3 protein-coding genes are annotated in these 14,506 nt (G+C 64.7%); all 3 read left to right on the forward strand.

What is annotated here, in order from left to right; genetic code table 11:
- Positions 1-187 precede the first annotated feature (187 nt).
- Positions 188-1,849 carry a PfaD family polyunsaturated fatty acid/polyketide biosynthesis protein gene (locus AC11W3_RS16695; protein WP_484091235.1) on the forward strand — a complete coding sequence of 554 codons (1,662 nt, stop codon included), beginning with the start codon at positions 188-190 and terminating at the stop codon, positions 1,847-1,849.
- The gene (locus tag AC11W3_RS16700; protein ID WP_484093382.1) at positions 1,846-9,306 is read left to right on the forward strand and encodes an SDR family NAD(P)-dependent oxidoreductase; all 7,461 of its coding nucleotides are present in this window, start codon (positions 1,846-1,848) and stop codon (positions 9,304-9,306) included. Before AC11W3_RS16695 ends, AC11W3_RS16700 begins: the two co-directional genes overlap by 4 nt.
- Positions 9,307-9,308: 2 nt before the next feature.
- The coding region (locus tag AC11W3_RS16705) for a beta-ketoacyl synthase N-terminal-like domain-containing protein (protein ID WP_484093383.1) at positions 9,309-14,506 on the forward strand (5,198 nt) is incomplete at its 3' end.

Genomic DNA, 14,506 nt, shown 5'->3' on the forward strand with positions numbered 1-14,506 from the left:
ATTTAATGTACACATACTCTGTTAAGGTGGGCGGTGCCAGTAATCGTGAGTGCGAGTTATCTTTCCCGCTTCTCCGTCGTTATCTTCAAACTGCTTCCTCAATACCAAAGCCTAGTCCTATTGCCGCTTTAACTACGATAGGCCATCGTAAGCCGCTGCAATTATGCCGGCAACAGGAGTTGCACGTTTGAACCAGTGTTCCTTCCGGTACGACTCGACCGGTGACAAATACCAATCCGAAAGCCTCGGCTCATGGTCCGCAGGGGCGGAAGCGCCCGCGGCGGCCTGCGACCTCACGGAGGCCCTTCGCTCGGTCCGTCACCCCCTCTACCTGCTCAACAAAGACGGGGAGATGGTTCCCGCAACAGGCGGCATCGGCCAACTCGGCGACTGCTCCGGAGACGGTCTCTCCGTCGCCGGCTACGCCCCGCCCTGCCTTCCCGAAAACCTCGGTGATTCCGCCTTCTGCAGAGAACTCGGCATCCGCTTCCCTTACCTTGGCGGCTCCATGGCCAAGGGGATCAGTTCCGCGGCCATTGCCGAAGAACTCGGTCGCGCCGGAATGCTCGGCTTTTTCGGCGCGGCGGGATTACCGCTCTCGCAGGTGGAGGAAGCGGCTGACCGCCTGTCAGCCTCCCTGGGCGAGCTCCCTTACGGATTCAACCTGATCCATTCGCCGCACGAACCCGACCTGGAAAGAGACATAGCCGAACTGTACATCCGCAAGGGGATCCGCATCGTCGAGGCCTCGGCCTTCCTGGACCTCACCCTGCCGCTGGTCCGCTACCGTGTGCACGGCATCAGGCGGGCTGCAGACGGCAGTATCGTCTCCCCCAACAGGATCATCGCCAAGGTCTCCCGCGAGGAGCTGGCTGCCAAATTCTTCGCCCCGGCGCCGGAAAAGTTCCTGCGCGAACTGGTGGCGAACGGCTCGATCACCAATGAGCAGGCTGAACTGGCCGCACTGGTCCCCCTGGCCCAGGACGTGACCGCGGAGGCGGATTCAGGCGGCCACACCGACAACCGCCCGGCCCTCGCCCTCTTCCCCACAATCGCCTCGCTCGCCGCCAAGCTGCAGCGCCAGTACCGCTACGACCGGAAGCTCAGGGTCGGCCTTGCCGGCGGCATTTCAACCCCGGCGTCGGCTGCCGCCGCCTTTGCCATGGGTGCCGCCTACCTCATGACCGGGTCCGTGAACCAGGCCTGCGTCGAGTCAGGCACCTCCGACACGGTGCGCGCCCTTTTGGCCGAAACGCGGCAGGCTGACGTCATCATGGCCCCCGCCGCGGACATGTTCGAGATGGGGGTGACGGTGCAGGTACTCAAGCGCGGCACCATGTTCCCCATGCGCGCCGCCAAGCTGTACGAGATCTACCGCGCCCACAAGAGCATCGAAGAGATCCCGGCGGCCGAGCGCGAGAAGCTGGAAAAAACCTTCTTCCAGGCATCTCTCGACGATACCTGGCGCGACACCCGCTCCTATTTCCTGGTCCGGGACCCGTCGCAGGTCGAGCGCGCCGAACGGGATCCGAAACACCGGATGGCGCTGGTCTTCCGCTCGTATCTCGGGCTGGCAGCACACTGGGCCAAGGACGGCGCCGAGAAGCGCCGCATGGATTACCAAGTCTGGTGCGGCCCCGCAATGGGAGCTTTCAATGAGTGGGCCGCCGGCTCCTTCCTGGAAGCACCGCAAAACCGCGAGGTGGTTACCGTCGCACTCAACATCCTGCACGGCGCGGCACACCTTACCCGCGCAAACTTCCTGCGCAGCCAGGGGATCGACCTGCCCCAGGGGGCCCTGTCGCCCGAGCCGCTCGAAATCGCAAAGATCAAGGAGTACCTTTGTTGAAAAATGATGATATGAAATTCTCCCGCAACGGATCCGAGCTCGCCATCATCGGGATCGGCTGCCTCTTCCCCAAGGCCGAAGACCACAAGACCTACTGGGCCAACATCGTGGATGGGGTCGACGCCATCACCGACGTGCCCGAGTCTCATTGGCCGGTTGACGAGTACTACGATCAGGACCAGAAGAGTCCGGACCGCACCTACGGCCGCCGCGGAGGTTTCATCTCGCCCGTCGATTTCAACCCGATGGAGTTCAACATCCCTCCCAACATCCTGGAGGCCGTGGACAGCTCCCAGCTGCTGGGATTGGTCGCCGCGGGACACGCCCTGAAAGATGCCGGCTACGGCCCGGACCGCAGCTTCGACAAAAGCCGCGCCAGCGTCATCCTCGGCGTCACCGGCACGCTGGAGCTGGTCATTCCCCTGGGAGCCCGCCTCGGGCACCCCATCTGGCGTTCCGCACTCAAGGATGCCGGGGTGGACGAGACGGTGGCCAAGGACGTAGTCGAGAGGATCTCCGACTCCTACGTCCCGTGGCAGGAAAATTCCTTCCCGGGCCTTCTGGGCAACGTGGTCGCCGGGCGCATCAGCAAGCATTACGACCTCGGCGGGACCAACTGCGTCGTTGACGCCGCCTGCGCCAGCTCGCTCAGCGCCCTGCACCTGGCCTCCCTCGAGCTCGCCTCGGGCAAGTCGGATATCGTCGTCACAGGCGGGATCGACACCTTCAACGACATCTTCATGTACATGTGCTTCAGCAAGACTCCCGCCCTCTCCCCCACCGGCAACGCCAAGCCCTTCGACATCACCGCGGACGGGACCATCCTCGGCGAGGGACTCGGGATCGTTGTGCTGAAGCGGCTGGCCGATGCCGAACGCGACGGCGACAGGATCTATGCCGTGGTGCGTGGCCTCGGCTCCTCCAGCGACGGCAAGGGCGATGCCATCTATGCCCCGAGCGCAGCCGGTCAGAAGAAGGCGCTCCTTTCAGCCTATGCCAACTGCGAGGTCACCCCTGACAGCATTGGCCTCATCGAGGCGCACGGGACCGGCACCAAGGTCGGGGACGCCGTGGAAATCAGCGCACTTCGGGACGTATACGGCGAGGCCGAAGTGCCGTGGTGCGCGCTGGGATCTGTCAAATCGCAGATCGGCCATACCAAGGCGGCCGCAGGCTCTGCCGGTCTGATCAAGGCCGCACTGGCCCTGCACCACAAGGTGATCCCGCCGACCATCAAGGTCCAGACACCCCAGAAAGAGATCGTCTCCGGGGCCTCCCCCTTCTACGTCCCGACCGAGAAGCGTCCCTGGTTCCCGCGTCCCGGCGCTCCCAGGAGAGCAGCCGTCAGCGCCTTCGGGTTCGGCGGCTCGAACTTCCATGTCGTGCTGGAAGAGTACCGGCAGGAAAAGACGGCGGCGGACTGGGACGGCAACACACAACTCTTCACCTTTTCCGGCCCCGATGCCGAGGCGCTGGCCGCCGGTCTCGACCGGCTGGAAAAAGGCGGTTCATGGAGCGCCTTGAGGGATCTGGCAGCGACCTCCAGGGGTGGCTTCGACCGTACCGCCCCCTGCAGGCTGGCACTGGTCGTTGAACGCAACAAAACCAACGTGGCAAGCCTGGTGAAGAACGCGCGCGCCATGCTGGAGAAGAATTCCAAGACCGCCTGGCAGACCCCGGATGGCGCCTATTTCGCCGCGGGCGCCAACGTTGGGAAGGTCGGGATACTCTTCCCGGGACAGGGCTCCCAGTACGCCGGGATGCTGAATGACCTCGCCTGCCGGTTCCCGCAACTCATCAACAGCATTTCCTCGGCAAATAAGGGATTCGCCTCGGATCAGGGAAAACTCCTCTCCGATTTCATCTTCCCGATCTCGGCCTTCGATGACGAGACCCGTAATAAACAGGAAGAAGCTTTGCGTGCCACCCAGGTTGCGCAACCCGCCATCGGCGCCGGGAGCATCGGGGCCTTCCGCCTCCTCGAGTCCTTCGGCGTCGCCCCCAGCGCCGTCGCCGGTCACAGCTACGGCGAACTGGTAGCGCTTTGCGCGGCCGGGCGGTTGGACGAGGAAGCTCTGCACTCCCTGTCCCGCCTGCGGGGCCGCCTGATGGGAGAAGGGAAAGGCGACAAGGGAAGCATGCTCGCTGTTGCCGGTCCGCTCGCCAAGGTGGCAGAGGTCATCGCGCAGGAGAGACTCGACCTGGTGATCGCCAATCGCAATGCGCCGTCCCAGGCAGTCCTTTCCGGAAGTTCCGCCGAGATCACACGCGCCAAGGAAGCCTTCCTGGCCAGGGACTTCACCTGCAAGCAACTCCCGGTCGCAGCTGCTTTCCACAGCTCCCTCGTTGCCGACGCGGCAGCGCCCTTCCTGAAGGCACTGGAGAAGGTCGAGCTGAAGGAGGGTTCGGTCCCCGTCTACGCAAACACGACGGCTGGCGTCTACCCGACCGATCCGGCGGCGGCGAAGGCTCTGCTCGCAGGTCAGTTGGCCAAGCCGGTCGAGTGGGTGGCAGAGGTCGAGGCCATGTACGCGGCGGGCATCACCACCTTCCTCGAAGTCGGTCCCGGAAGCAGGCTCACCGGCCTCGTCCAGGGCATTCTCGGCAACCGCCCCCACCTTGCCCTGGCTCTCGACTCATCGTCCGGAAAGCGCGCCGGAATTGTAGATCTGGCCCGTGCGATCGCGGTGTTGGCAGCCAACGGACAGGAGGTCAAGCTCGCGTTGTGGGATGAGGGACACAAGCCGGCACCTGCAGGGAAGAAGCCGGCGATGACCATTCCCATCGGCGGTGCCAACTACATCAAGCCGAAAGCGAAGAAGCCGCCGGTCCAGCCGAAGGCTATTGCCGCCGCGGCCCCCGTGGCGGATAGAGTTGGACATACCAGCGTCGCTGCGCCTGCGCCAGTTGCAGCTCTGGCCGCACCTGTGGCTGAAGCGTCGACACCACGAATCGCCGAGCCCGCCGCGGCAATGCCGGTGCCGCAGCAGATGGCACATGCGCCCTCACAGGCGCCTGCTCAGCCCCAGGTGCAATCTCTTTCCCATGTCGCCCTTGCCGAATCCCTGCGCCTCACCCGTGAGAGCATGACCATTCTGCAGAAGATGCAGGAGGATACCGCGCAGTTGCACCGACGTTTCCTTGAAGGACAGGAGACCGCGGCTAAGACCTTCCAGACCCTGCTCGAGCAGCAGCAACGGCTTATCTTAGGGACTGGAGGGGTGGCGGTGCCTGGTCCTGCCGCCGCCAGTTATCAGTCGGCGCAGATGGTGATGCCGGCTACGGTTGATGCTGGGACTGCTGGGACTGCTGGGACTGCTGGGACTGCTGGGATGACTGGGATTTCTGGGATGACTGGGATTTCTGCAACGGCCGCAGCGGCTGCGGCTTCTGTAGGAGCGGCGTCCTCGCCGCGAACCGCCGCTGCAGTGCAGGCTGCTTCGCCTGCACCGCCCCCTGCCACGGCCCCTACGACCGCCCCGGCTGCTGCCCCGGCACCCTCCCCTGCCCCGACGGCGTCCGCGGCTGCGGAAGGCGTGACCGAGACTCTGCTCCAGGTGGTGAGCGAGAAGACGGGCTACCCGGTTGAAATGCTGGAGCTCGATATGGGGATGGACTCCGACCTCGGCATTGACTCCATCAAGCGCGTCGAGATCCTCTCCTGCCTGCAGGAGAGGATGCCCGGAAGCCCTGCCATCGGCCCCGAACACCTCGGGACTCTCAGAACCCTCGGAGACATCGTCGGCCACCTCTCGGCAGGCGCCGGAACCGCTGCCGCTGCTAAGACCGTTTCCGCAACCGCTCCGGCCGCGTCGGTCCCGGCCTCACAGGGAACCGAAGTGGTCACCGCAACATTGCTGGCCGTGGTAAGCGAGAAGACCGGCTATCCCGTCGAGATGCTCGAGCTGGACATGGGGATGGATTCCGATCTCGGTATCGACTCCATCAAGCGGGTCGAGATCCTCTCCACGCTCCAGGAACGTCTCCCCGGAACCCCCGCGATCGGCCCTGAGCACCTGGGAACCCTCAGGACGCTGGGAGATATCGCCGGCCATCTCTCCGCTGGAGCAGTTGCCGGCGCCGCACCGGCGGCCCTCTCGACTGCTTCGACAATCGCACCGGCTGTCGGATCGGCAGAGATAACCGCCACCCTCCTTGCGGTCGTGAGCGAGAAAACAGGCTACCCGGTTGAAATGCTCGAGCTTGACATGGGGATGGATTCCGACCTCGGCATCGACTCCATCAAGCGCGTCGAGATCCTCTCCACACTCCAGGAACGTCTCCCCGGGACCCCCGCGATCGGCCCCGAGCACCTGGGAACGCTCCGCACCCTCGGCGACATAGCGACCCACCTCGCCGGAGCCGTCGCGTCAACAGCACCTGCCCCGGCAGCACCCCAAGTCGCCCCTGCGGCGCCGGCTGCCGGAGTCGACACAGCTGCGGTTCTCCTCGAGGTTGTGAGCGAAAAGACCGGATATCCCGTCGAAATGCTTGAGCTCGACATGGGGATGGACTCGGATCTTGGCATCGACTCCATCAAGCGTGTTGAGATCCTCTCCGCGATCCAGGAGCGCCTGCCGGGAACGCCGGCAATAGGGCCGGAGCACCTCGGGACCCTGCATACCCTCGGCGATATCGCAGGCTATCTCGGCGCGGGCCAAGCTTCTCCGGCTACCCCGTCCCCTGCTGAAGGGAACGGACCAGCCTCCGCCGTCGTTTCTGTCGCCGCGGTATCCGGCAGGGACATAGCCGCGGAACTGCTTGCTGTCGTCAGCGATAAGACAGGTTACCCCGTTGAGATGCTGGCTTTGGACATGGGGATGGACTCCGACCTTGGCATCGATTCGATCAAGAGGGTCGAGATCCTCTCCACGCTGCAGGAGAGGCTGCCGGGAACACCGGCGATCGGACCGGAACATCTCGGCACCTTGCGCACCCTCGGCGATATCGCATCCTTCCTTGAAGGCCCGAAAAAAGAAACGCCCCCCGAAACCTCCCCGACTCAAGGGGTGACTCAGGCATCCGTAAAGGCAGAGCCGGCCGCTACAGCTCAACCCGAGCCCGCAAAGACCGCTCCCGCCGACATCGAACGGAGCACCGTTGTTCCTTTGCTTATCGGCGACGATGACGATACTGACGGGATTGTCCTGGCCAACGACGGCGAAATATGGGTCACCGACGATGACTCCCCCTTTGCCGCGGAACTCTGCAGCATCCTCCTCGACCACGGCTGCACGGTTAGAAAGATCGATGTAAGCCAGGCCGACCAGATGGCGCCGACCGGGAAACTCTCCGGCCTCGTTATCTGCGCGCCCGTTGCCGGCACCGACGACCTCTTCCTCAATAACGCCTTCCAGCTCCTCAAGAACGCCTCCGAGGCACTGATCGAGGCCGGCAAGAGCGATGCTGCGCTCTTTGTCACCGTCTCCCGCCTTGACGGCTCCTTCGGGTTCGGCAGCGGGACCGCCGTGAAGGATCCGTTATCGGGCGGTCTCGCCGGCCTCGCCAAGACCGCTGCCCAGGAGTGGCCGGAAGTTACCTGCAAGGCCATGGACCTCGGGCAGTTCCCCAACGCCTCGTCGGCCGCCGCAGCGGTGGTCCTCGAGATGCTGCGCCCCGGTCCGGTAGAGGTTGGGCTGACGCAGAGTGGCCGCTTCAGCCTCGAGACAGCCACCCTTCCCGCGGCCCCTGCACCTGCTGTCCCTGCCGTTGCCGAAGGAGAGGTTGTCGTCATTACCGGAGGCGGACGCGGCGTCACGGCGGCTGCCGCTGTCGCTCTCGCGGAACAGTACCGTCCCTTCCTGGTCCTGCTCGGCCGTTCTCCTGAACCGGCGGAGGAACCGGCATGGCTGGTCTCCCTCACCGAAGAGAGCGAGATCAAGAGGGCCATCATGCAGCAGGCTGTCGGCAAGCTGCATCCGAGGGAGATCGAGGAGCGGTACCGCGCGATTGTTGCCGGTCGGGAACTCAGAGCCACCCTCGCGCGTATCGCCTCGACCGGCGCCGAGGCCGTCTATCGCTCGGTCGACATCCGCGACCAGGGTGCCATGGAACTTCTCGTCGCCGAGATTCGCCGCTCACACGGCGCCGTCCGCGGCGTGGTACACGGCGCAGGCGTCCTCGCCGACCGTCTCATCGTGGACAAGTCCCCGGAACAGTTCGAGCAGGTCTACAGCACGAAGGTCGAGGGACTGCGTGCTCTCCTTAACGCCACCCGCAGCGACGACCTCCGTTTCATCGCCCTCTTCTCCTCCAGCACCGGACGCTTCGGCCGCGTCGGCCAGGTCGATTATGCCGTCGCCAACGAGGTCCTGAACAAGATCGCCCAGTCGGAGGCACGGCGCCGCACCGGTTGCCGCGCGGTCAGCATCAACTGGGGTCCCTGGGATGGAGGGATGGTGACACCGGCACTGAAGAAGGTATTCGCCGGCGAAGGGATCGGGGTCATCGGTCTCGCCGAAGGGGGAGCCTTCCTCGCCAGGGAGATAGCCGCGACCGACGCACCGGTGGAGATCGTCGCCCTTGCTGCGCTGACCGCACCGGATACAGCCGCTGCGACTGCCAAGCCGCAGAGCCTCTCCGAAGCCTTCGGCCTCACCCTCACGGTCTCCGACTACCCGTTCCTGCGTTCCCACGTCCTCGACGGGAAGGCCGTCGTTCCCATGGCGGTGATCGTCGAGTGGCTGGCCCACGGCGCCCTGCACGGCAATCCCGGCTTCCGCTTCCACGGCTTCAACGATCTGCGCATCTGCAAGGGGGTGGTTTTCGAGAACAACACCGCCTTCAAGGTCACGGTCATGGCCGGGCGCGCGGCGAAACGGGAATCGTTCCACCTGGTGCCTGTCGAGCTCTGCAGCCAGGGCGCCAACGGGAAGACACTCCTCCATGCCCGTGCCGAGATCGTTTTGGCCACCAAGCATCCGGAGGGGATCCGCTCCATTACCGAGATTCCCAGCACCCCCTACTCCCCCGAAAACGGGGTGATCTACAACCGCGAGCGCCTTTTCCACGGGCCTGACCTCCACGGCATCGAGCACGTCGACGGCTGCTCCGCGAAGGGGATCGCTGCGTCGGTGAAGGGCGCGCCCACTCCGGTGAACTGGATCAAGCAGCCGCTCAGGAGCTCATGGCTCACCGACCCGCTGGTGATCGACAGTGCCTTCCAGATGATGATCCTCTGGAGCTTCGAGCGCTTCGGCGCCGGATCCCTCCCCTGCTTCGCCGGGCGCTACCGCCAGTTCCAGGAGGCTTTCCCGCGTGAAGGGGTCCAGGTGGTCATCCGTGTCACTTCGGAGACCAAGCATGGCGCCAGCGCTGATATGGAGTTCCTCGACCGCCACACCGGCAAACTCGTGGCGCGACTCGAAGGGTATGAGTGCGTGATCGATCCGTCCCTGAAACAGGCCTTCCAGCGCAACAAGTTGCAACCTGTCTCCGTTAAACTGGGGGCGGCCTGAGCATGAACCAGCAGTCCCAATCTGTGGCAATCGTCGGGATCGGCGGGATATTCCCCGACGCTCCTGACCTGACAAAATTCTGGGAAAACATCCGCCTCGCAAAGAGCGCAGCGCGCGAGGTGCCTGAAGGGAGGTGGCAGCTACCGGCAGATGTCGCCTTCGACCCTGAAGCCGGCAAGGCCGACCACGTCTACTCCCGTCGCGGCTGCTTCATCGACTCCCTTCCTCCGCTGTCCGAGGTTTCAGGTCTATCGATAGACCCCAAGGTTGTTGCCGGACTCGATCCCCTCTTCCACCTCCTGATCCATGCCGGGAAAAGGGCCTTCGACAGCGCCGTCACCGCGCCTGTCGACCGCACCCGCATCGGCGTCATCATCGGCAATCTCGCCCTCCCGAGCGAGAAATCCGCCGAGCTGACCCGCGCCTATCTCGGCCGCACCTTCGAGGAGAGGCTTCTCGGCTCCGCGAACGACACCGTTTCCACCGACCCCCTGAACCGTTACGTCGCCGGTCTTCCGGCCGGGCTCCTCGCCGCGGCGCTGGGAGTTGGCGGCGGCAGTTTCACCCTCGACGCAGCCTGCGCTTCCTCCCTTTACGCCATCAAGCTGGCCACCGACGAGCTCCTTTCCGGACGCGCCGATGCCATGCTGACAGGCGGCCTTTCCCGTCCGGACCCCCTCTTCACCCAGATGGGCTTCTCGCAACTGCGGGCCCTGTCGCGCCGTGGCGTCTGCTCCCCCTTCGACGCCTCCGGCGACGGCCTGGTCGTGGGTGAAGGCGCGGGCATCTTCGTCCTCAAACGGACCGAGGACGCCATCGCACACGGTGACCGGATCTACGGGATCATCAGGGGTGTCGGACTTTCCAACGATGTCGGCGGAAGCCTGTTGGCCCCGATGGCCGACGGACAGTTGAGGGCCATGCGCGCCGCCTACGCGAAGGCGGGGTGGGTTCCGCAGGATGTCGATCTGATCGAGTGCCATGCCACCGGCACCCCGGTCGGCGATGCAACAGAGGTCACCAGCCTGAAGGAACTCTGGAAGGATTCGGAGGCCGGCGGAAAACGCTGCGTAATCGGCTCGGTGAAATCGAATATAGGCCACCTTCTGACAGCTGCCGGGTCTGCGGCACTTACCAAGGTCCTGCTCGCCATGGCCGAGGAGACACTGCCCCCCACCGCCAATTTCAGCGAGGCGCCCGCGACCTTCGGACTCGAGGACAGCCCCTTCGGAGTGCTGAAGGCACCGGCTCCGTGGAAGAGACGGGGCGACGGCGTGCCGCGCCGCGCCGCGGTCAGCGCCTTCGGTTTCGGTGGCATCAACGCGCACCTGCTGGTAGAGGAATACTTGCCGCAGGGAGGGGAGGCGCATCCCGAGGCCGTTGCCGCCCTTAGGACCTCTTCACACAAAAGGCAGGAGGACGGGTCCAACGATATCGCCATCGTCGGCATGGACGCCCGCTTCGGTGCCTGGCAATCCCTCCGTTTATTCCAACTCCGCGCCCTCGGTGGAAACCCGACGGCGAAGCCGGCCCGCCCCAAAGACTGGTGGGGTGCGGAAAAGAGCGCATGGTTCGGCAAGGAAGGTCTGAAGGATACCCCCTTTGCGGGGTACTACCTGAACGACTTCGAGGTTCCCGGAGACCAGTTCCGCATCCCGCCGAAGGAGATGGAGGAGATGCTCCCGCAGCAGCTCCTGATGCTGCAATCCGCTGCCGCCGCCATCGCCGATGCCGGTCTTGACCGCTCCGACAACCTGCGGGCCGGCGTCTTCGTCGGTATCGCCCTAGACCTCAACAGCACGAACTTCAGCTTCCGCTGGTCCATCGCAAAGAAGGCTGCAGAGTGGGCAAAGGCACTGGGGCTCAAGCTGAACGACGAGGAACTGGCGGCCTGGACCCGGCAACTCCGCGATCAGAGCGGACCTGCGCTGAGCGCCAACCGCACCATGGGCGCGTTGGGGAGCGTAGTCGCCAGCAGGGTCGCCAGGGAGTTCCGCTGCGGCGGTCCGAGCTTCACGATCTCCAGCGAAGAGAGCTCCGGACTCAAGGCTCTGGAAGCGGCGGTGCGCCAACTCCAGGAGAACGAGATAGACCGCGCCGTTGTCGGCGCCGTAGATCTGGCCGGAGACCTGCGTGCGGCCCTGGGCCAGCACAGGGGACGAGCTTTTTCCAGAACCGGACGGTCCACTCCTTTCGACGAGACCGCAGATGGTACCGTGGTCGGCGAGGGAGCGGCCGCCGTCGTCCTGAAGCGACTCGCAGATGCCGAGCGCGACGGCGACAGGGTCTATGCCGTCATCAGGGGAATCGGCGGTGCCGGTGGCAGCCTCATCGTCCCCGGCGCCCCGTCCTACAGCCGCGCCCTGGAACGCGCTTATGACGAGGCGGCGGTCACCCCTGCGAAGGTCGGTTACCTGGAAGCCAACGGCAGCGGCTATCCCGCTGAAGACCGCATGGAGGTAGCCGCGCTCGCGGCCTTCTTCGATAGACCGGTCAGCGCCGAGCCCGCTTTGGACGATTCATCCGATACTCCCCCCCCTGCGCCTGGCAAGCGGCATTGTGCGGTAGCCAGCGTCAAGGCGGACATCGGTCACTGCGGAGCAGCCTCGGGACTTGCGTCACTGGTACGTGCATCCTTGGCCCTTTACCAGGAGATTATCCCCGGCTCGCGCTCCGGTAATCTTCCGCTCAGCCAGCTATCAGGCAACGGCACCCTTTATCTTCCCGGCGGGTCCCGCTACTGGCTCCGCAACCGCGCCGAAGGCCCGCGCTTCGCGGGTGTCAGCGTCTTCGGGGTCGACGGCAACTGCTCCCACGTTGTTCTGCAGGGGCATGAGAAGGTTCCTGCACGCGCAGCCGCGGAGAGGTTTGCCCCGCTTGGCGCCGCCACTGATTTCCTCTTCGCCGTGACCGGCGCAAGCCGCGACGCCTTATCCGAGGCGCTTAAGGACCTGCGGCAAAAGGCAAGCGAAGGGACCCGGCCCGAGATGTCGGCGCTTTCGCAGGAACTTCTCCGCTCCCAGGATCTGTCAGGAAAGCAACCGTTGGCCATTTCCTTCGTGGCGCGCAGTCACGAGGAACTTATCGCGCTGGTGATCCAGGGCGAACGGCTTGTGGCGGCTGATCCGGCCGAGGCCGATGCCATGCTCCACCCTTCCATGCGCGATCGCCTCTTCTTCTCGACCAATCCATTGGGTCTTTCCGGGAAGATCGGCTTTGTCTTCCCCGGGTCCGGAAACCACTTCGCCGGCATGGGCATGGGCTTCTCCGCGGCGTGGCCGGAGATCTACCGCAACCAGGATGCGGAGAACCTGTACCTGCGCGACCAGTTCCAGCCAGAGCACTTCTGGAACGGCGCACCGATAGAATCCGCAAACGACAATCACCTGGCGGTCATCTTCGGGCAGGTAGCCACAGGTTGCGCTGTCAGCGACGTGGTGCAGAGCTTCGGCATCAAGCCCAATGCGGTCATCAGCTACAGCCTCGGCGAGTCAGCCGGACTTATCGCCACCCGCACCTGGCTGGAGCGTGACCTGATGCTCTCGCGCATGCGCGCCTCCACGCTCTTCACCCGTGATCTCGCGGGCGAGTGCCGGGCCGCCAGGCGCGCCTGGGGTGAAACAGACGGCAAGGAGATCAACTGGGCCATAGGAGTAGTCGATGCTCCGGTGCGTGATGTACGCCGGGCTCTCAAGAAGACATCGCGGGTCTACCTGCTGATCGTCAACACCCCCGACGAATGCGTGATCGGCGGAGACGTCAAATGGGTCAAGCACCTCGTGGCCATGCTTGACTGCCGCTTCTTCCCCCTCCAGGGCGTAACCACCGTCCACTGCGAGGTGGCCAAGGAAGTCGGGAATGCCTACCGCGATTTGCATCTCTTCACCACCAACCCGCCTGAGGGTGTCACTTTCTACAGCGGTGCAGCCGGGACTGCCTACCAGGTAAGCAGGCGCAGTGCAGCGGAGTCCATCCTGGCCCAGGCCGTGGAAGGCATCGACTACCCGAAAGTGATCGAGGCGGCCTACGCCGATGGCGTGCGATTCTTCCTGGAGATGGGCCCGGGAGGCTCCTGCAGCAGGATGATCAGCCGCATCCTCGCCGGCCGCCCCCATGTCGCCAGATCCGTCTGTCTTCCCGGCGTCGACGATCATTCCGCATTGCTGAAGCTGCTGGCCCAACTGGTTTCTGAGCGGGTCGCTGTCAATGTCGGGCCTCTACTCATCGCAGCATCGACCGATGTCGTCGGCGAATGCCGGCAGGACGCGAAGAAGATCCGATTCAAAACCGGCGGCGATCCCTTCGAGCCGACTCTTCCCAAAACCGCTGTTCGTGCCGCGGCAACCGAAGCAGCGGCGACAGCGCCATCATCAGCTATCGGCGCTGGCACCCCGACCGCAGGAGCAGGGAACCTCTCTCTTCCATCGTCATCCGCACGTCCGACGGAGCGGGTGAATGCTTATGCGCCCCTGCAGCCGGACCAGCATCAAGTTCCGGCGTCGTCCGTTCCCGTCGGCGGGATGGCAATGGTCAGCACTAGCCGTCCCTCGGCCGAAGCCTCATCTCCGGCCGCAGGGGCGAATGATCACTCTCCCCTACACCCGGCCCAAGGGAACATGCCATTACAAGCTCAGAGGACTGTCGCGGCGCCATCTGCGTCCCATCCCGCTCATGACGTGGGGGATGATGGAGGTCTCCCGGCAGTGTCCCTCCCCGTTCAGGGGACAGGTCACGATGGAGTTGTCGTTGATGGACTGCTGCGCGACTTCGCCTCGGCTCAGCAAGCGAGCATGCAGGCTCACGACGCCTACCTCCGCCTTGCCGGGCAACTCAACCGGTCGATGGCCGAGGCTTTGGCCTTGCAGGTCTCCCTGCAGGAACAGCTGCTGGCTTCCGGCGTGCCGCTGACTGGAATAGTCGCTGTCGAACCGGCTCCGGCATCAGCACACTTCGCCGGTGGGACGCCCGCCCCGATGCCTGCGCCTGTCGCCACTCCTTATCCCGGCGTATCGGTGACTGCGAAGTATCCCGCTGCGGTGGTAACGACTCCAGGCCCAGCGACCGTTCCCGATAACGCCCCTGCCCCGGCCTTCGATCGCGCCATGTGCATGGAGTTCGCCATAGGCTCGGTCGGGCGCATGCTGGGCGAGGCTTTCGCCGAGGCTGACACCTTCCCGACCCGTGTCCGGCTGCCGGACGA

The organism is Geomonas sp. (genome assembly GCF_056994735.1).